The organism is Pseudarthrobacter sp. CCNWLW217 (assembly GCF_037203985.1).
Taxonomy (GTDB): domain Bacteria; phylum Actinomycetota; class Actinomycetes; order Actinomycetales; family Micrococcaceae; genus Arthrobacter.
Genome location: NZ_JBBCBT010000004.1, coordinates 129,369 through 148,481, shown reverse-complemented (window position 1 = coordinate 148,481; position 19,113 = coordinate 129,369). Strand labels below are relative to the sequence as shown.

The 19,113-nt window shown below is 64.9% G+C and carries 16 protein-coding genes; 9 read left to right on the top strand and 7 right to left on the bottom strand.

Annotated elements, in window-relative coordinates; all coding sequences use genetic code 11:
* Position 1: 1 nt before the first annotated feature.
* From V9L18_RS06770 to V9L18_RS06760, 3 genes are all read left to right on the top strand, one after another.
* Positions 2-862 (top strand): SDR family oxidoreductase, encoded by an 861-nt coding sequence (locus V9L18_RS06770; protein WP_337346414.1) that lies wholly within the window; start codon positions 2-4, stop codon positions 860-862.
* Positions 863-956: 94 nt separating this feature from the next.
* A complete protein-coding gene (locus V9L18_RS06765) occupies positions 957-1,352 on the top strand; it encodes a DUF1622 domain-containing protein (RefSeq protein ID WP_337346413.1) in 396 nt (131 codons plus the stop codon).
* Between the two features lie 128 nt (positions 1,353-1,480).
* The gene (locus tag V9L18_RS06760; protein ID WP_337346412.1) at positions 1,481-3,364 is read left to right on the top strand and encodes an HNH endonuclease signature motif containing protein; all 1,884 of its coding nucleotides are present in this window, start codon (positions 1,481-1,483) and stop codon (positions 3,362-3,364) included.
* 83 nt (positions 3,365-3,447) lie between these two features.
* On the opposite strand, the gene V9L18_RS06755 is transcribed toward V9L18_RS06760, so the two are convergent.
* Positions 3,448-3,768, bottom strand: coding sequence for a hypothetical protein (locus tag V9L18_RS06755; RefSeq protein WP_337346411.1), 321 nt, complete (start codon positions 3,766-3,768; stop codon positions 3,448-3,450).
* Between the two features lie 93 nt (positions 3,769-3,861).
* Between V9L18_RS06755 and V9L18_RS06750 the strand changes: the two genes are divergently transcribed.
* Positions 3,862-4,653: a ZIP family metal transporter gene (locus V9L18_RS06750; protein ID WP_337346410.1), complete on the top strand. Its 792-nt coding sequence runs from the start codon at positions 3,862-3,864 to the stop codon at positions 4,651-4,653.
* A gap of 57 nt (positions 4,654-4,710) precedes the next feature.
* On the opposite strand, the gene V9L18_RS06745 is transcribed toward V9L18_RS06750, so the two are convergent.
* Positions 4,711-7,245, bottom strand: coding sequence for a Tex family protein (locus V9L18_RS06745; protein WP_337346409.1), 2,535 nt, complete (start codon positions 7,243-7,245; stop codon positions 4,711-4,713).
* A gap of 123 nt (positions 7,246-7,368) precedes the next feature.
* Here V9L18_RS06745 and V9L18_RS06740 point away from each other — a divergent pair, with 123 nt between their 5' ends.
* Positions 7,369-7,686, top strand: a complete 318-nt coding sequence (locus V9L18_RS06740; RefSeq protein ID WP_337346540.1) for a hypothetical protein — start codon at positions 7,369-7,371, stop codon at positions 7,684-7,686.
* A gap of 197 nt (positions 7,687-7,883) precedes the next feature.
* On the opposite strand, the gene V9L18_RS06735 is transcribed toward V9L18_RS06740, so the two are convergent.
* Both V9L18_RS06735 and V9L18_RS06730 read right to left on the bottom strand, forming a co-directional pair.
* A complete protein-coding gene (locus tag V9L18_RS06735) occupies positions 7,884-8,954 on the bottom strand; it encodes an alkene reductase (RefSeq protein WP_337346408.1) in 1,071 nt (356 codons plus the stop codon).
* A gap of 137 nt (positions 8,955-9,091) precedes the next feature.
* Complete coding sequence (locus tag V9L18_RS06730) at positions 9,092-10,819, bottom strand: purine-cytosine permease family protein (protein WP_337346407.1); 1,728 nt, start codon at positions 10,817-10,819, stop codon at positions 9,092-9,094.
* Between the two features lie 220 nt (positions 10,820-11,039).
* On the opposite strand from V9L18_RS06730, the gene V9L18_RS06725 reads away from it, so the two are divergent.
* The 3 genes from V9L18_RS06725 to V9L18_RS06715 all read left to right on the top strand — a co-directional run bounded on the left by V9L18_RS06725 (position 11,040) and on the right by V9L18_RS06715 (position 12,961).
* A complete protein-coding gene (locus tag V9L18_RS06725; protein WP_337346406.1) occupies positions 11,040-11,474 on the top strand; it encodes a pyridoxamine 5'-phosphate oxidase family protein in 435 nt (144 codons plus the stop codon).
* Between the two features lie 20 nt (positions 11,475-11,494).
* Positions 11,495-11,968: a very short patch repair endonuclease gene (locus tag V9L18_RS06720; RefSeq protein ID WP_337346405.1), complete on the top strand. Its 474-nt coding sequence runs from the start codon at positions 11,495-11,497 to the stop codon at positions 11,966-11,968.
* Positions 11,969-12,550: 582 nt separating this feature from the next.
* Positions 12,551-12,961 carry an Hpt domain-containing protein gene (locus tag V9L18_RS06715; RefSeq protein WP_337346404.1) on the top strand — a complete coding sequence of 137 codons (411 nt, stop codon included), beginning with the start codon at positions 12,551-12,553 and terminating at the stop codon, positions 12,959-12,961.
* Here V9L18_RS06715 and V9L18_RS06710 read toward each other — a convergent pair.
* Positions 12,934-13,707, bottom strand: coding sequence for a response regulator transcription factor (locus V9L18_RS06710; protein ID WP_337346403.1), 774 nt, complete (start codon positions 13,705-13,707; stop codon positions 12,934-12,936). The two genes, V9L18_RS06715 and V9L18_RS06710, sit on opposite strands and share 28 nt — an antisense overlap.
* Positions 13,708-13,809: 102 nt before the next feature.
* On the opposite strand from V9L18_RS06710, the gene V9L18_RS06705 reads away from it, so the two are divergent.
* A complete protein-coding gene (locus V9L18_RS06705; protein WP_337346402.1) occupies positions 13,810-15,465 on the top strand; it encodes a sensor histidine kinase in 1,656 nt (551 codons plus the stop codon).
* A 28-nt stretch (positions 15,466-15,493) separates the two neighbouring features.
* On the opposite strand, the gene V9L18_RS06700 is transcribed toward V9L18_RS06705, so the two are convergent.
* Entirely contained in the window at positions 15,494-16,690 is a 1,197-nt protein-coding gene (locus tag V9L18_RS06700; RefSeq protein ID WP_337346539.1) for an McrC family protein, read from the bottom strand.
* A 166-nt stretch (positions 16,691-16,856) separates the two neighbouring features.
* Positions 16,857-19,082 carry an McrB family protein gene (locus V9L18_RS06695; RefSeq protein WP_337346401.1) on the bottom strand — a complete coding sequence of 742 codons (2,226 nt, stop codon included), beginning with the start codon at positions 19,080-19,082 and terminating at the stop codon, positions 16,857-16,859.
* Positions 19,083-19,113 lie beyond the last annotated feature (31 nt).

Genomic DNA, 19,113 nt, shown 5'->3' with positions numbered 1-19,113 from the left:
CATGACCATCCTCCTGGCCGGCTGCGGCGATCTGGGCACGGAAGCGGGCCTGCGCTTCGCTGCGGCAGGACACCGCGTAGTGGGTTGGCGACGCTCGCCGGAAAAACTTCCCGCAGAAATCGAAGGCGTCGCAGCTGACCTGTCCACCGCGGCCCTTCCCGCTATCCCGGCCGGAATTGCCGCCGTCGTGATTGCAGTGGCAGCCGATTCACCCACGGAAGCGGCCTACCGGGCAGCGTACGTGGACGGGCTTTCCCACGTTTTGGACGCCTTGGACCGCGACGGCGTGACACCACGCCGCGTCCTCTTTGTTTCCTCCACTGCCGTCTATGGGGACGCGGGCGGTGGCTGGGTTGATGAAAGTACGACGGCGGCACCTGGTGGTTTCTCCGGGCGCATCATCCGCGAGGCTGAGGAACTCCTGCTTTCGCGGTTGCGCGGCACCGCATGCGCACCGGTGGTCCTGCGGCTCGGTGGAATCTACGGGCCCGGGCGGACCCGGCTTATCGACCAGGTCCGTAACGGAGCGGCGGTCGCTCCAGACGAGCCGCGGTACACGAACAGGATCCATCGGGACGACGCAGCGGCGGCCATCGTCCATCTATGCACCATGGAGTCCATGCCTGCTCCGGTATATGTTGGCGTGGACAATGAGCCGGCCGACCTCGGCGACGTGCTGGGCTTCCTGGCCTCCGAGATGGGCTATGCCGAACCGCCGATCGGCCCTGCTGGCGAGGCCCGCGGTGGCAACAAGCGGTGCAGCAATGCGTTGCTCCGGAGCACCGGATTCGAGTTCGCCTACCCGTCATTCCGCGAGGGCTACCGCGACATCCTTGCCGGTAAAGGCGCCCGTCACCCCTAGCTTCCTGTGCGCGAACGTACACTTGGGGCCGGACCGCCGTAAGCCGCACCGCGGCGTACTGAGCTGTGAGAACCCGTCGTAACCGAGGAGCATCGTGGACTTCCAGCACATCATCGAAGCCGTGGGCAGATATATGGACTTCGCCGGAGTAGCCGTTATGGTCATCGGCGCTGTCGTATCGATTCCCATGGCCTTGCGCGGCTACCAGCCTCGAAAGCGCCCTGCTGGAGCCGAAAAGTTGACCGTGTACCGTTCTTACCGGCAACTGTTGGGGAGGTCCATCCTGCTGGGCCTGGAACTTCTGGTGGCCGCCGATATCATTCGCACAGTTGCCGTGACACCCACGTATGAAAGCGTGGGCGTGCTCGCGATCATCGTCCTGATCCGAACCTTCCTGAGCTTCTCGCTGGAACTGGAGATCACCGGACGCTGGCCATGGCAGAAGGAACCTTCCGAGACGCCCTCCGAGCGGGCCCGCGCGGAGACCTAAGCACGCGGACACCAGCTTGCCCCCCCCTGACTGGCCCAATCACCTAAGGCGGTCCTGGTGGTCGGAGGTTATCCACATAGGCGATGTGCTGTGGTGTTTTTGTTGGCGGGTCGCTGGATGATGGGGGTATGGGGATCCCGGGTGTTGAGGAGGCGGTGGAGGCTTTCGAGGCTGCTGCTGCGGAGTTTGCTGCCTTTGTGCGCCGGGGGCTGGATGGCCGCGGTTCCGGGACGGGTTCCCAGACGGATTCCGGAACGGGGTCCGGGGGTGGTGATCCCTTGCGGGGGCAGGCGGATGCGTGCCTGGACGGGCTCGGCGGTTCGGTCCGGGTGGACGCGATGGTGGCGGCGTTCAGGGTTCGCCTGGCCGCCGCGTACGCGGGAAAGGCTGCGGCCCTGGACGGCCCGGTCAGGAGCCCTGGGGAACACACGGCCCAGGAGATGGGTGTGGTGTCCGAGGTCGCGTGTGCGCTGACGGTGAGTGAACGCTCGGCCTCGGCGCTGTTGGCGCAGGCCCATGAGCTGACCACTGCCTTGCCGCTGACGCTGGCTGCGCTGCAGGCCGGGGATCTGTCGTGGCAGCACGCGCGGGTCATGGTCGATGAAACTACCGGCCTGGATGCGGCCGGGGCGGCGGCGTTGGAGGCCCGTTTCCTGGGCCCGGACGTTCCGGACCGGGCCCGGGAGTGCCCGGCCGGGGAGCTGGTCCCGTCCCGGTTCCGGGCCAAGGCCAGGGCCTGGCGGGAACGGCACCACCCGGTCAGTATCGAAAAGCGCCATGCCAGGAGTGTGTTGGACCGGCGGCTGGAGTACGTCCCGGACCGGGACGGCATGGCCTGGCTTTCGGCTTACCTGCCCGCGGACCGGGCAGCCGGGATCTGGAACGGCATCACCGCCGCCGCCCGCACCCTCCAGGGCCCGGCCGAGACCCGCACCATGACCCAGCTCCGCGCCGACATCGCCGCCAAACTGCTCCTCAGCGCAGGCTACACCGGCACCACGGCCAGCCCGGCCGAGCCGGCCGAGGCCAGCACCCATCGGATCGCCGCGGTCGCCGATGCAGGCCCCGCCACCATCAACCCCACCGCAGGCTGTACCCCGGCCCGTGATGCCGCCGCAGGCAGCACCCCGGACCGCCGGACCGCCGCAGGCAGCCGCGCCCCGGACCGCGACGTCTCGGCAGGCTGCCCCGCGGGCCCCGACCTTACCGCTGGTAGTTCCCCCGACAGCCATGGCGACGCTGGAAGGGTCCTGGCCACCGGGACCATGGCGGGCAACGACGTCCAGGCGGGCCATGTCGAAACCACCGGGACCCCGGCGGGCAACGAATCCGTGGCGGGCAGCGACGTCCTGCCGGGCAACGACGTCCTGCCGGGCAACGACTTGATGACGGGCCAAGTCCCGTCGCCGGCGGCGCAGGTCCTCGTGACCGTGCCGGTGTTCGCGCTGATGGGCCTCACAAACGAACCAGCCACCCTCGACGGTTACGGGCCAATCCCGGCATCGATGGCCCGCAACCTGGTCGCCGACGGCGCCGGCTCATTCCACCGCGTCCTGACCGACCCCCGCAACGGGGCACCACTGGAGATCGGCCGCCAAAGCTACCGGATCCCCGCCGCGATGCGCCAATGGCTGAGGCTCCGGGACGGCAAATGCCCGTTCCCCGGCTGCAACAACCAGTCCCTGGACAACGAAGCAGACCACCTCCTGGCCTGGGCCGACGGCGGCACCACCGGCATCAGCAACCTCGGCCAGCCCTGCCCCAAACACCACCGGCTGAAACACACCACCGCCTGGACACCCACTCAAGCCAGCATCGACAAACCACCCGGCTGGACCTCACCCACCGGCCGCCACTACCAAAGCGAACACCAAGACTGGGAACCACCCCAATGGCCACCCCAGCTCCTCGGCCCGATCCCGGACCAGGACCAAGGACACAGCCCCGCCGTGGCGGAAGACCAGCCGTTCGGACAGCAACTTGAGCCTGTCTTTGGCCCTGCCGCGCCCTAAGACGACCTGCACACTTTCACGGATTGGGCGTTCTCCACTCTCCCTGAGCCTCGACCAAAAGGGAGCCAACCGCCTCAGTCTGGCTAGGCGTCCTGCCAGCCGCGCCCCTCTTTGAAGGTGGCCACCCGGGTTCCGACGCCAGCCCGGAGCGAGTTCGACGGATCCTCATAAAGCGTGGCTTCGGTGGCGCGGCTATGCGTGATGAGCTGCTCGGCCTCGAGCTTGGCTTCTGCGACAGTCGCTCCGATGATGCCCGTCCGAGCCGGAAGGTCGGGGGCATGAACGATGTCCGCATCTGTCTGCACCAAAGGGACGGTAGTGCCGGGACTGATTTCATCGTGGGGAAAGGCGAATCCTTCCTCGTCGGAAGCGGCTGGGACCGTGTACTCCAAGAAGTAAGTCATGGTTCCACCCTTGCAGATACGTCTCGGCGCCGAAAGTTCCTGCTGAGAAACTCACAGGTTCCCGTGCCCGCCCGCCACTCCTATACTAACGGGATGATGATGTCGCTGTTGTTCGGCGTCATAGCATCCAGTGCACTGGTTCTGGGTGCCTTCATCGGTGTTCGGTTCGAGCTGCCCAAACGGCTCTTGGCCATCCTTCTGGCCTTCGCAGCGGGCTCTTTGATTACCGCCCTGGCGTTTGAACTCTTCGAGGACGCCTATGAGCGCGGTGGCATCATCCGGGCCGCACTTGGCTTGCTGGGCGGTGCCATCGTCTTCACAATCCTCAGTGCACTGCTGGACCGCTGGGCCCAGCCCGGCGACCAGGCGATACCTGCCGATGAATTCCAAGGCAGCGCCAAGCTGGACACAGATGCTGCCGCGGAGGACAAGCCAGCCGCCAAGGTTTCCACCCGCGGCGCGGCCGGGATGGCTCTCTTAGCAGCCGTCACCCTGGATGGCGTGCCGGAAAACGTCGCCCTCGGTGTTTCCTTGGGAGAAGGTACCGGAGGACTGGCCCTGCTCGCCGCCATCTTCGTCTCCAACCTGCCCGAGGCCCTGGTGGGTGCGGCCTCGATGCGCAGCCAAGGCCGTTCCTCGTTGAGCGTCATTGGACTGTGGCTTGCCTGCGCAATCCTCCTGGTAGTCGCCGTGGTGATCGGAGCCGGCCCGCTGTCCGGTACCGACCCCGAAGCAATCTCCCTACCCCTGGCGTTCGCAGCCGGCGCGGTCATTGCTTCACTCGCCGACACACTCATGCCTGAGGCTTACGAACACGGCGGGCCCGCCGTGGCCATCAGCACTGCGGCGGGTTTCGTCCTTGCGTTTGTACTGTCGCTCGCCTGAACCCGCTCGCCTGAACCGCCCGTCCTCGCTTGAGCGCCTTAGCGGAAACGGAACCAGCTACTTGCCGAGTCCCGCCTTACGAAGGGCCTCCGCCATGGCAGTGTTCACCGGCGCAGGCTTCGGCGCCGACTTTGGGGCAGCAGTCCGGCCGCCTGCCGGCTGCGGGGCCTTCCCGCGATCCTGACGGCCTGCCTCAGGCCGCCCACCAGCCCCACGGCCGGCTTCCGAACGCCCACCAGCCCCACGGCCAACTTCCGAACCCCCGCCAGCGCCACGACCTGCCTCAGGCCGCCCACCAGCCCCACGACCAGCTTCCGAACGCCCACCAGCCCCACGACCAGCTTCCGGCCGCCCGCCGGATGGTGAGGTTTCGTCGTCGAGCCTCAGTGTCAGGGAGATACGCTTCCGCTCGGGATCGGCTTCTAGGACCTTGACCCGCACCACCTGGCCGGACTTCACCACTTCGCGCGGATCGGACACAAAGCGGTTGGCCAACGCCGAGACATGGATCAGCCCGTCCTGGTGCACTCCGACGTCGACGAATGCGCCGAAAGCGGCCACATTGGTGACGGTCCCCTCAAGCACCATGCCGGGCTTGAGGTCCGAAATCTTTTCGATCCCTTCGGAGAACGTTGCGGCGGCAAACGCGGGCCGCGGGTCCCTGCCGGGCTTGTCCAGTTCAGCCAGGATGTCCTGGACCGTGGGCAACCCGAAGGTCCCGTCCACGAACTCCCGGGGATCAAGGGACGACGCCGGCGCCGAACCGGCAGCCACCAGGATTTTCCGCGCCACTGCATATGCCTCCGGGTGCACGCTGGAGGCATCCAGCGGCTCCGCTCCCCCGGTGATCCGCAGGAAGCCCGCGCATTGCTCGAACGCCTTGGCGCCGAGCCGGGGCACTTTCTTCAGGTCGGTGCGCTTGGCGAACGGGCCGTGTTCGTTCCGGTACGCCACAATGTTTTCGCTCAGCAAAGGCCCGACGCCGGCCACGCGGCTCAGCAGCGCGGGCGACGCCGTGTTGACGTCCACGCCCACCGCGTTCACGCAGTCCTCCACCACCGCGTCCAGGCTGCGGTCCAGTTTCGACGCCGTCACGTCGTGCTGGTACTGCCCTACCCCGATGGACTTCGGATCGATCTTGACCAGTTCGGCAAGGGGGTCCTGCAGGCGCCGGGCGATGGAGACGGCTCCCCGCAGGGACACATCCATCCCGGGCAGTTCAGCGGCTGCCAGCGCCGACGCCGAATACACGGACGCCCCTGCCTCGGAGACCACCAGTTTCTGCGGTTTCTTCTCCGCGGCCGGCAGCAGTTTGATCAGTTCCGCGGCCAGCTTGTCAGTCTCGCGGGACGCCGTGCCATTGCCAATAGCCACCAGTTCAACGTTGTGCTCCTGGGCCAGCCGGACCAGCGTGGCCAGGGCCTCGTCCCACTTCCGGGCCGGTGCGTGCGGATACACGGTGTCGGTGGCTACCACTTTGCCTGTGCCATCCACCACGGCCACCTTCACGCCGGTCCGCAGTCCCGGGTCCAGCCCCAGGGTGGCGCGGTTGCCGGCAGGTGCCGCGAGAAGAACGTCGCGCAGGTTTGCGGCGAATACCCGGACGGCCTCGTCCTCGGCGGCGGTAAACAGCCGTCCGCGAAGGTCGGCCGTCAACCGGGCAAGTACACGTGAGCGCCACGCTAGCTGGGCAGTCTGCATCAGCCAGGCGTCGGCGGGCCGACCCCGTTCGGCGACACCAAGGCACCTGGCCACCGCATTCTCGTAGCGGGCACGGGCGGCAGCGAGCGCGTCGTCGTTAGTCGGATCTGCCTCAACAAGATCCAGTTCCAGGACACCGTCCTTCTCGCCACGCAGCAAGGCTAGGACGCGGTGCGAGGGCATCCCGGAAGGCGCCTGCGCGAACTCAAAGTAGTCGGCGAACTTCTGCCCCTCCGCCTCTTTGCCCTTCTTGACCCGCGACACCATCCGGCCCTGAGTCCAGAGCCGGTCCCGCAGGGTGGCGGCAAGGTCCGGGTCCTGGGCGACACGCTCAACCAGAATGGAGCGGGCTCCGGCGAGCGCGGCAGCGGCGTCGTCTATGGAGTGCTCTCGGTTCAAGTACTTGGCGGCCTCGCGTTCGGGGTCCAGCTCCGGCCGCTTCAGCAGCACGTCGGCGAGCGGCTCCAATCCGGCTTCCCGCGCGATCTGCGCTTTGGTGCGCCGCTTGGATTTGAAGGGAAGGTAGATGTCTTCCAGCCGTGATTTCGTGTCCGCGGCAAGGATGGCCGCCTGCAGTTCCGATGTCAGCTGTCCCTGCGCGGCAATCGCCTCAAGGACCGTACGACGGCGGTCTTCCAGGTCCCGGAGGTAGCGCAGGCGTTCGTCGAGGTCCCGGAGCTGCGTGTCATCCAGCGTCCCGGTGGCTTCCTTGCGGTACCGGGCGATGAACGGGACGGTGGACCCGCCGTCGAGCAGTTCCACAGCAGCCTTGACCTGCCAGGTTTTCACACCAAGTTCGGCGGCGATCTGGGCGTGGATGGCGCTGTCCAGTGTTGGGGCGGATGCGGGGGCGGATGCGGGGGCGGACGGGGCGTGCGGGAGTTGGGTCACCAGAACATTTTGCCCTACGGGTCTGACGGTCTCCAGCGACAGTCTCCACCAAGGGCCGCGCCAGCCCGGGTATTCCGCTACGGGCCGTGAAGTGCTGTAGTGGAGTTGCCGTCACAGGTAATCATTCTCGAGGAAGAGGCCACCATGCGGGAACTGCTCATCGTCTTTCAGGAAGGATTCGACGAGGCCAACATCACCGTCATGGTCAACGGCAAAGAGGTCCGTCGAGACGTCGGAGTTTCCACCAATCCCCTTCTCGGGGAAGCGTTTGAAGGATCAGTGGAGTTGCCCGCGAAAGGGGCACAGGTGGGCGTGGAGATCACCAACAGGGGCCTGAAAGGCATCCTCAAGGTCAGCGGGAAACCCAAAAGCCTGCTCGTTTCAATCGAGGACGGCAAGCTGGTGATGCGTGAGGGGACGGGCCGCGAGGCATTCCTCTAGCGAAAACCCTAGCGATAATCCATTCGGTGGAATATCATGTAAGCACCGCCCGGACCCCAAGGGATCCAGGCGGGCCAATCATAAAATGAGCCAAAAAGCCGTCGGATGGCTTCTTGGCGCGCGCTGCCGGGACAGCACACCGTGCAGCCAGCGACGGCGGCACCCAAGCGGGTGCCGCCGTCGTCGTTATGTGGCTCTCAGCCTTGGTACGCGGGGTAGTCGGTGTAGCCCTTGGCACCCTCGCCATAGAAAGTGGAAGCATCCGGCTCGTTCAGCGGGAGGCTTTCCTTCCAGCGGCGGGCCAGGTCAGGGTTGGCAATGGCAGGCCGGCCCACCACCACGGCATCGGCGTGGCCGTCGGCCACCAGGGCCACGGCCTCGTCGCGGGTAGTGACAACACCGAAGCCCGTGTTCACCAGGAAGGTCCCATCAAAGCGTGCGCGGAGGTCCTGGACCAACTCGCCGGTGGGCTCGTGGTGCAGGATGCTCAGGTACGCGAGGTTGAGCGGCGAAATGCTGTCCAGGAGAACTTCGTAGGTTGCGCGGACATCCGCCAGGTCCGTTTCGGCGATCCCCTGGACATTGTGCTCCGGTGAGATGCGGATGCCCACACGGTTGGCGCCGAGTGCTGCGACTACGGCATTGACGGTCTCAATGACAAAGCGCGCCCGGTTCTCCGGCGATCCGCCATAGCTGTCATCGCGGACGTTGGAGTTCGGCGCAAGGAATTCGTGCAGCAAGTAGCCGTTGGCTGAGTGCAGTTCCACGCCGTCGAAGCCGGCCTCGATGGCGTTGCGGGATGCGGTGACGATCTCGTCCATCACGACGGGCAGTTCGTCGGAGGTGAGCGCGTGCGGTACCGGGTAGGGCTCCTTGCCCGACGGGGTGCGGACTTCACCTTCAATGGCGACGGCGCTGGGGCCAACGATCGGATGGCCTCCGGTGATGTCCTGGTGGGACACGCGCCCGCCGTGCATGACCTGGGCAAAGATCCTGCCACCTTCGGCGTGAACTGCGTCTGTGACATGCTTCCACGCGGCGACCTGCTCCTCGGTGACCAGCCCGGGCTGGCCCGGGTAGGAACGGCCGGCAGGGCTCGGGTAAATACCTTCGCTGACGATAAGGCCCAGGGACGCGCGCTGGCGGTAATGCTCGACGACGAGGGGGCCGGGCACACCTTCCGCACCGGAGCGGAGACGGGTTAGCGGTGCCATCACCAGGCGGTTGGGGAGTTCGAGCTCGCCGAGGGTCAACGGGGAAAACAGCATGCGCAGTTCCTTTCAGAAATGAAGTGGTACTGCCCTGCCCAACTGACTGGCGTCTGCAACTATTCCGGTTGTGATCGGGAACACGGTGGGCGGCCCTTGCAGTAAGCACGGGCCGCCCACCGTGAAAACGTCAAAAACTACGTCTGGGCCGGCAAAACCAACTTCCCTGTCTTATCGGTCGAAAGGGCAAGGGAGGACACATATTGGGGCTCGCCGTCGGGCCCGTCTTGGGCCGAACGGATCATGTCCGGACGCTCAAACTCCAGCCCGGTCACGTGGCAGGGCAGCTTGTCCTCGCTCGGGTTCCCGTCGGCGTCAAACATTGGCAGGTCAATGCCGTCGTCCGTGCGCCGGAGGTAGTACTTTCCATGGGTCGCCAGCGCCAGGACCGGAGGCAGGACCAGCGCCAGCCCCACGGCGAAGATCGGCGAGAAAGGTTGGATAGCGCCACCGAACGCCCCGAAGAAAACCGCGATGGAGATCCCCGCAGAGACCAGCATGGAGACGAACCCCACCGGGTTCACCGCGTAGAGCATGCCGCGCCGAAACTCGGCCGTCTTCGGAGAGATCTTGAGCAGGTACTTATTGATGGCGATATCGGACGCCACGGTAACCACCCAGGCCATGGCGCAGTTGGCGTAAAAGCCCAGGATTGTGTTCAGGAAGTCGAACATATTGGCTTCCATCAGCACCAGCGCGATGACCAGGTTGACCACCACAAAGACCATTCGGCCCGGGTAGGTCTTGGTGATGCGTGTGAAGCTGTTGGTCCAGGCCAAGGACCCCGAATAGGCATTCGTAACGTTGATCTTGATCTGCGAGATGACCACCAGCACCACTGCCAGCGTCATGGCCAGCCACGCCGGCATCATCTCCTGGTAGACGCCCAGGAACTGGTGGACGGGCTCGTTTGCGTGCACTGATGCTGCGGGATCGAGCGTGGCAATGAGGTAGATGGCGATGAACATGCCAACAATCTGTTTGATGGCCCCGAAGATCACCCAGCCCGGCCCGGCCAGGATCACCGCCCGCCACCACGCGCCTTTGTTGGCCTCGGTCCGCGGCGGCATGAATCGCAGGTAGTCGATCTGCTCGGCGATCTGCGCCATCAGCGACAGGCAGACCCCTGCTGCCAGCATCACTGAAGCAACACTGGGTCCTTCTGCCCCTGATTCGCCGGTGTAGGCGAAGAAGCTGTCGACGCTTTCCGGGTGGGAGATGACCAGATATCCCACCGGAACCACCATCAGCAGGAGCCACAGCGGAGTGGTCCACACCTGCAGCTTGGCCAAGGTGTTCATCCCGTAAATGACCAGCGGAATGATGATCACTGTCGACGCCGCATACCCAAGCCACTGTGGGATGCCGAGCCCCAGTTCCAGACCCTGCGCCATGATGGAACCCTCCAGCGCAAAGAAGATGAACGTAAATGTGGCAAAAATGACGTTGGTGACCACGGATCCGTAATAGCCAAAGCCGGAACCGCGTGTGATGAGGTCCAGATCGATGTTGTACCGGGCCGCGTAGTAGGCGAGCGGAAACCCTGTTGCAAAGATGATGAGCGCCGCCACCAGGATGCCAAAGACCGCATTCGTGGTGCCGTAGGCAATGCCGATGTTCGCCCCGATCGAGAAATCGGCCAGATACGCAATGCCGCCCAGGGCGCTCGTGGCAACTACGCCCGCGCTCCATTTCCGGTATGAACGCGGCGCGAACCGGAGCGTGTAATCCTCCAGGCTCTCTTTGGTGGCGCTGAGGGCGGCCGTGTTGCCCGCCGTCGGGGTTTGCCCCGGACCGCGGACGACGGCGGCACTTCCGGGCGCGGTTGGGTCCAGCAGTCGCGTGCTCTCCAGGTCATTACTCATGTGAGTGCGTCACTTTCCGTGCGGGGACAACGTTGGTGGAACGTCTCCTGCGACCGTAGCCAGCAAGTACGACGGATTCGTCACGGTATTGTTTCCACTCAGTTACACCTTTTGACTGCGTTGTGAAGTCATGAATGAAGATGTCGCCCGGGTTAGGGCAAAGGATGCGAATTCTCCAAAGCCCTAGCCATTTTCTACGCAACGTAGAAGAATAGGAGCCATGATGTTCAACCACACTGACGGCAACCCCGTCCTGGAACTCGACGACGAGCAGTCCTGGCAGCTCCTTGACGCCACCAAGCACGGCCGGCTGGTGGTTTCAGTAGCGGGCGAGCCCGACATTTTCCCGGTCAACTACCTAACCTCGGACCGGAAGATCTATCTGCGGACGGCGCCCGGAAATAAGCTGGCGCAGCTCACCATCAACTCCAGGGTCCTGTTCGAAACGGATGGAGTCCTGTCCGACGAAGCGTGGTCCGTCGTCCTGCGGGGAACCGCCCGGGTCCTGACCAACTCCTCGGAGCTCGCCGCAGTGGAGGAACTGGGGCTCAAGAGCTGGGTCCCCACACTCAAGGATTTCTATGTGGAGATCGTGCCCACGTCCCTGAGCGGCCGGCATTTCCAGCTTGGCGAGCAGCCGGAGCGCGTCATCTAGGGGCTGCCTAGACTGGAGGTATGGCGGACAGGCTGACCCCCGAGCAGCGGAGCTGGAACATGTCCCGGATCAGGGGCAAGAACACCAAGCCCGAATTGCTGGTCCGCCGCCTCCTGCATGCCAAAGGCTACCGATACCGCCTGCATGGCGGAGCGGGCAAGGTCCGCCTGCCGGGCAACCCCGATATGGTCTTCGCGGGCCGCCGCAAGGTCATCTTCGTCAACGGCTGTTTTTGGCATTTCCATGACTGCAGGGTGGGCCAGCATGCCCCCAAGGCGAACGCCACCTTCTGGGAAGCCAAGCGCACACGCACCAGGGACCGCGACGCCGATCAGCGCAGGCAGCTTGAAGACGCCGGGTGGGAGGTGTTGACCGTGTGGGAATGCGAGCTGAAGGACGGGTCCGCCCTCGAGGCCCAGCTCGTCCAGTTCCTGGGCGGTGCCGTAAGCCAACGGTCCCGTAAGCCGCCTGAAGGGAACTTGAGGCGATCTTGATCCTTTGCCGCCGCCCATATTGAGTACCGGCAGCAAGGATGGAATCCCTGTTGCCGCGATCGCGCGGCCAACGGATCAACTATGGGGAAGGAACGTGTGCCTTTCCCGCCCATGCGTGCTACGAAATCCCTGCCAGCTACGAAGAGACGGCAAACTGCGCCTGGCCAGCAAGGCGGAGCTGAAGGCCGCTGCGGAAGAAACGCTGCTGTTGATGCGCCAGTCAGCTTCCTTCTCCAGCTGCTCCAGGCGGCGGACGTCCCCCAGTTGTAGCCGTCCAAAGCCGCGATATCCACATAGGGGGGACCAAAGCGGCACCCACGCCAAGCGAGAGAACCACGGTTTTCAACACTCGGAACAAGGCGATCATTTGCCCACAATCGAGACGTGGCCCGGGCCACGAACAGGCAGTGCTGGCGGCACCGGCTTGATCCTAGCTGGAAAATCCGCAGTCTCATCAAGAAAGCCACAATTCTTTTCCAAAACCCTTACAGGGCGGGGGAACAGACCTAATCTGAAGGAGGAAAGATGGCTCAACCCACCTCCGCATTTCCGGAGCGGGAGGCCCCAGCGGAAAGGACCGTCATGACGCAGTCTGATGATGCAGGGCGGCCGCTGGTGGACCAGTCTGTCCTGGACAGGCTGCGGGAAGAACTGGACGAGGACGAGGGCTACTGCACGGTCTTTGTCGGGAACTTCATCGACTACCTCCCGTATCGGATCGGCCGACTCCGCCTGGCCTTGACCACGGGCGACTTGAACGGTGCCGTGGACGCCATCCTTAGCCTCAAGACTTCAAGCCAGATGGTGGGAGCGGAGCGGTTGGCCGGACTGGCGCTGGATTTGGAGAGCGCCATCCGCAGCGACTCAGCCCACAGCGACGTCGCAGTTGTCCTTCCCCGGCTCGCGGCGGCATACCTCAAAACCATCAATCAGTGCAGCCGGCAGACCCTGCACCGCCTCCAGGCTCAGCGCTCGACCGGCGCCAGCCGGTAACCAACACCCCGTACCGTCTGAAGCCAACGCGGACGCTGCGGCGAATCGCCAAGTTTTTTCCGCAGGTTTCCCATGTGGACTTCCACTGACCGTTCGTCGGCCTCGCTGATGTAACTGCCGACGTCGTAATCCTCGTCCCTGAGGCGCCTCACCAAATCTGATTTGGTCCGGACAGTCCGGCCCGCCTCCAGGAGGGCGTACAGGAGTTCGAACTCGGTGCGGGTCAGGTTCAGCTCCTGCCCATCCACCGTCACGGAGCGCGACGCGTAGCTCAGGTCCAGCCCGTTGTGGGTGTAGTTGCCCCGGCCGCTGGGATTGGGCTCGGCACGGGTGGCCGCGTCGGCGGCGCTTGCGGCATCTGCCGGCTCGGCGGCGGCGCGCGGGCGGCGCATCATCGCGGCCACACGGGCCCGCAACTCCCGGGGGCGGAAGGGTTTGGTCAGGTAATCGTCGGCGCCGGATTCCAGGCCGATCAGGGTGTCCAGTTCATCGGTGCGGGCCGTAAGCATCACAATGTACGCATCGGAGAACTCCCGGATTTGGCGCGACACTTCAAAACCGTCTATGTCCGGCAGCCCCAAGTCCAGCGTGATGACGTCCGGATTCAGGGTCTTTGCCGCCAGGACACCTTCAGCTCCGCTTCCGGCTACGGTCACGTCAAAGCCTGCCTGCGTCAACACTGTGCGCACCAGTTCCCGGATGTCCTGGTCGTCTTCAATAACCAGGCCCACACGTGGATCACTCATTACAGCCCCCTCAGCATGCTTGACACCGTCTGAAGTATATAGCTGGCTGCCGATATCCTGCTGTCATGCGTCTTGACTTAATCGAGCCTCCGGCAACTGACCATGAGTGAGCCCGTTGCATGGGCCACGGGCCGCCTGAAATTCTTCCGGCGTCCCTTCCACGAATACCGGCTAACGGACCGCGTTGCCCTGAGCCAGATGCCCCTGTTTGTCACCACGCTTTTCACAGCGTTCCTGACATGGGCGTTTTTCCCTGAGACCATGGACAACCCGCTTTTTGTGGCGTTCCTGGTCTCGCAACTGGTACTCATGGCGCTGTGCTACCTGGTGCCGTGGGAACGCCTGCCGTACACCAGCTTCCTGTTCATTCCGCTCCTGGATTTCGTCTCCATCGCGGTAGGCAGGGAGGGCGGCCAGGAGAGCCTGACCGGCATCAGCCTGCTGGCGGTATTCCCGGTGATCTGGCTCTGCGCCTCAGGATATTATCCGAGGGCCTCACTGTGGCTCTCTTTCTTCGCCCCGTTGGCCATCATCTGGGTACCGCTGCTGCTCCGCGGGGACGTGTCAGGCCCCAGCTTGTCCAGGTCCCTGCTCCTGCCCGTCATGATGCTGGGAATCGGCGTATCAGTGAGCGTGCTGACCCTGAGCATGATGCGCCAGCAGCGCACCCTGGAGGAGAAGGACGAGCAGCTCCAGGCGAGCCTGCGCAGTACAAAGCAGCAAGAAGCCCTGCTCAACACCGTTCTCGACACCGTGCATCTGGGCGTCCTAGCGGTGGACGCCGACGGCCACGACATCCTGATGAACCGGAAACAGCGTGCCAACCACGAGCTGGCCCGGCCAAAGGACATCGAGGACCCGAACGAATCCCAGCTGCTGGTCTTTGCGGCAGACCGCATCACACCGGTCCCGGTGGAGGACCGGCCGGTGCGCCGGGCCGTCCTGGGCGAGACCTTCACGGACTACCTGGTCTGGCTGGGTTCAGGCAAGGAACAGCGCGCCATCACCACCAGCGCCCGTGCCATGAAGGACGCCGACGGGCAGTTTGCCGGATCCGTCATTGTCTTCGGCGACGTGACCGACCTGGTGAACGCGCTGGCCGCGAAGGACGAGTTCGTCTCCAGCGTGTCCCACGAATTCAGGACGCCCTTGACGTCCATCCTGGGGTACGTCGAAATCCTGCTGGAGGACGATCCCGGAGATGACCAACTTGGGCCCTTGGAAATCATCAGGCGCAATTCTGAACGCCTGCTCACCCTGGTGTCCGACCTCCTGGTCAGCAGGCAAGGCCAGCTGATCGTGTCGCCGCACGCTGTGGACGTTGCGGAGCTGGTACGCGCAACGGTGTCCGCCGCCCTCCCCAAGGCTGATGCCTCCCGCGTAGTGCTCAAAGCCGATACGCCCGTGCGGCTCGATGCCCATGTGGACGGCCCCCGCATCTCCCAGGTGCTGGACAACCTCGTATCGAACGCCATCAAGTACTCCCCTGACGGCGGCAACGTAGTGGTCTCACTGGAACAGGAAGCCGGCCACCTGACGTGTCGGGTCAGCGACACCGGGATGGGCATGAGCCCCGACGATCAGGGCGAAGTCTTCGCGAAGTTCTTCCGCACCAGCAACGTGCGCAGGACTGCCATTCCGGGCGTGGGCCTGGGCTTGCCCATCAGCAAAGCCATCGTGGAAGCCCACGGCGGGACCATTGAGGTCGATTCCTCGCTGGGAAAGGGAACCACTTTCACGTTCCGCCTGCCGGTCTAAAACGCCCGCCGAAATTCTCGACGGGCGCTTACCCTCCCGCCCTGGAGGCCCGGACCACTTCGCCCCAGGACTGCCGTGCCAGGTCCGCCACCGCTGCCAGGATCTCCGACGGCGGCCGGGAAAGGTCCAGCGGAAACTCAACGACGTCGATGTCAGTGTTGAGGATCCGCCGAAGCTTCACCTCGCCCGAGCCGGCGTAGACCAGCCAGGCCGTAGGCACCCTCAGAGCCGTGCAGTAGGCGAGCATCTGGTAGTGGTCAGCGGACAGGGACGCGCCAAGGTCTGAGGCAGCCTTGTACTTGGCGTCATAGACCACCACGGGACGCCCGCCCAAAAGATGCACCGCGTCCGGCCGCACGGAGAGCCGGTCGGCGTCGTCCACTGCCTCGCTGAGGAGGGCGTTGTACTGCAGCCGCAGCTCCCCGGGGTATGCCGCCATGGCTCCACGGAGGGCTGCTCCCACGAAGTCCTCAAACACCTGGGCCATGTCCACCACGAACGACGCCGTCTGCTGCTTCCCCTCCCCTGCCTCCGCGGACGCGTTCCGCAGGATCAGCTCCGCGAGCCGAAGCACGGCCTGGTAGCGGACGTTCATCCTGCTGGGGGACCACGGCGGCAGCGGCGCGCCGGAGGGAAGGCGCGTCACGGCGTCGAGCTTGCCCTTGAGCTGCCGCAACCGGCTCAGGACCTCGGGACGGACACCAGGGACCTTGCCCATGCGCTCCAGTGCGGCCCGGAGTATTCGGTTTTCGGCGATATCCTCCGTGAACTCGTCGTAGGACACCTCCAGCGGAACCAGCATGCCGGGGCGGCGGGAGATCTGGTCCGAAATCCGGATCCTGCCCTTCACGGTCCGGAGCGACTCGTCGACGTTGAGGTAGCCCTGGAGCACTCCGCGCCCCAATGCGCGTTCGGCGAGCTGGGCCAGGGATTCGGCCAGCGCGCTCCATAGATCGCGGTCCTCCGCTGCGGCGACAGAATCGTTCCGGAAGCCCTGGTTGCCGGCGTAGCTGAGCAGGAACAGGAGACGGCTAAGGCCCAGCCGGTCCTTGGGACGGACGTCCAGCTGGACCGTGGAGGTGCGGACTGAGCCTACCTTCCCCACCGGTTCGATCCGGTAGAGGCCCATGCCCATCGGCGAGGCCTTCGCGAGGCCGCTGGAATTCAGGAAAGCCGCGCTGGCAGCATCGAGCCGGTCCACTATGCCATTGGACAGTTCGTCCAGGACCAGGTGCCTCGGAGGGTTGCCGGGTCCCCGGCGTCCAGCGCCTGGCTGGACGGTTGCTGTTCTGAGCGCCTGGCCGGCAGCTTTTCCGGCCGGCCCTCCGGCGGGCTCTCCGGCCGGATTTCCGGCTGCCCGTCCCGTCGCCAGCGAGGGGGCCTGGGCCGGCCTAGCTGGCAGCAAGGCGTCCCAGCAACTGGTCCAGCCCGAAGCGCTCCTCAAGCTGCGCCCGGGTCAACTGACCGTGGTAGTGCTCCTCGAGGAGCGGCATCAGCTCGTACTTCCAGATCCGGCGCAGCCCGGCGGGCGTCTGGGCGGCAGGCTTCATGAAGTACGACGGCCCGATCATCAGGTCCCGGTCCCACTCATCGATCGCGGCGTTCAGGGCGTCCAGCAGCAGCGCGGGCGTGGCGTCCAGCTGCCGTGCCTGCAGGAAGCGCAGCAGCGAACCCCGTACGGGTTCGGTCTGCGGGTGCAGTTCGATAAAAGCGAAGCGGCGGCGGATGGCCGCGTCCATCATGGCGATGGAGCGGTCGGCCGTGTTCATGGTGCCGATGATGTAGAGGTTGTCCGGCAGGGTGAACGGCTCGTTGGGGCTGTACTGCAGGTAGATCCGGTCGTCGCGGTATTCCAGCAGGAAGTACAGCTCACCGAACACCTTGGCGAGGTTGGCCCGGTTCATCTCGTCGATGATCAGGAAGTAGGGCTTCTTTTCGTTCCCAGGTTTGGCGGCCTCCTCGGCCAGCCGGCGCAGCGGTCCGGCGACGAGTTTGAAGGACACCTGGCCTTCGTCGGTCTTGTCCGGCCGGTAGCCCTCGAAGAAGTCCTCGTAGGCGTACGAGGGGTGGAACTGCACGAGCTTCACGCGCTCATCCGTACTGTCATCAGCGAGTTCCGCGGCGAGATGCTTGGCCAAGTACGTCTTGCCGGTGCCGGGCGGGCCGTAGAGCACAAGCTGGCGGTTCTCCTCCAGCAGTTCCGCGATCTCCTGCAGCGGTTCCAGGTCCATGTGCAGCGAATCGGCGAATTCGCGGGTCAGCGGACGGAAACCCTCCTGGTGGGGAACGACGGCGGCAGCACCGGCGTCGTCGTCTTCCGGTTCCGCCTCGGCCGGCAGCAGCGCCTGCAGGGCCTGTACAACCTTGGTGACGTCCACGACGATCCCCGGTGTGGCGAGCTGACGCTGCACATGGCGGGGAAGGTCGGTGGTGGTGTGGGCTTCGTCGAACCAGCGCACCTTGCGTCGGATCCGGCGATTGTCGTCGTTGTACTCGGGCTCCCCCAGCACGACGCCAAGCCGCACCTTTCCAGAGCTCTGGTACAGGACAAGGTCGCCCGGTTTCATGACTGTGAGGATCGCAAAGACCGCGGTTTTGGTGTCCTCGCGTTCGACGTAGCCGAGGTGCTTGTAGTCCTCGTCCACGGCGTGCTGAACCAGCCCGGCGGTCACCCCGGCGTCAAGGAGCCGGAGATGTTCGACGTCGAGCGTTATCTTCTCCTCGCCCTGCCAGGCGGCAAGCAGCTCGGCGTTATCGCTGTGGGTCCGCAGCAGCCACGCCCGGCGGCCGGGATCGCCTACCTTCCGCCACTGGCTCACCAGCTGGCGGGCATACCAGTCGATGCGCTGCCCCGCCTGCTCGTCAAGGTGCAGCCTGATGCGGTGGATGTCCGCCGTGATGTCTTCGTCGGCGTCGCCTTTCGCCCCGCCCACCAGGGACGCGAAGGCGTCCCGGATTTCCTGCCGCTCCACATCCGCAACTACCGGCTCGAAGTAGCTGGGCCACGCAAGGTATTCGATGCTGCGCCGGATGGCGGGCTGGTCCCCGGGGGTGCCGGCCGCAAGCTCGTGGAACTTCAGCGGATCCTTGAGTGCCTTGCTGATGGCGGCCGGAATTTGCTGGTCCACATGCTGCACAAAACGGCAGAGCCACTTGAGGTGGTCCCAGATTGTCCAGTTGAATTCTGCTGTGCGGTCCCTGATGACGCCGTGGTCCGTCATGCCCTTGTACAGCTCCTCGGGCAGTTCCAACGGCGGTTCCAGCCAGGACGCAGCCTCCGCCACCCGGGCACGCTTGACCTTGAGCGACTTGACCTCGTGTGCCAGCGGCAGGGACTGGAGGAACAGGAGTTCAACGGCCAGTTGCTTGGCAGCACGGGACGAGTCCTGGAGGTTCTGGCGCAGGTTGGTCATCATGGGCGCCTTGGGATCCGGGACGCCCCGGTCCAGGCGGTCGTGCAGTTCAGTGGCTGCTTCCGATGTCCAGGTCAGGGTCAGGCCGTCCAAGGCGGACGGCTTGCCCTGCAGGCCCGGCCCGAGCACAAACCACGCCGCGTCCTCAATCTCCTGGGAGATACCGAGGGCGCGGGGCATGGCAGTTTTAGCGGTCGGGGTCATGGGTTCAAATTTACAGGCTTAAGCTGAACGC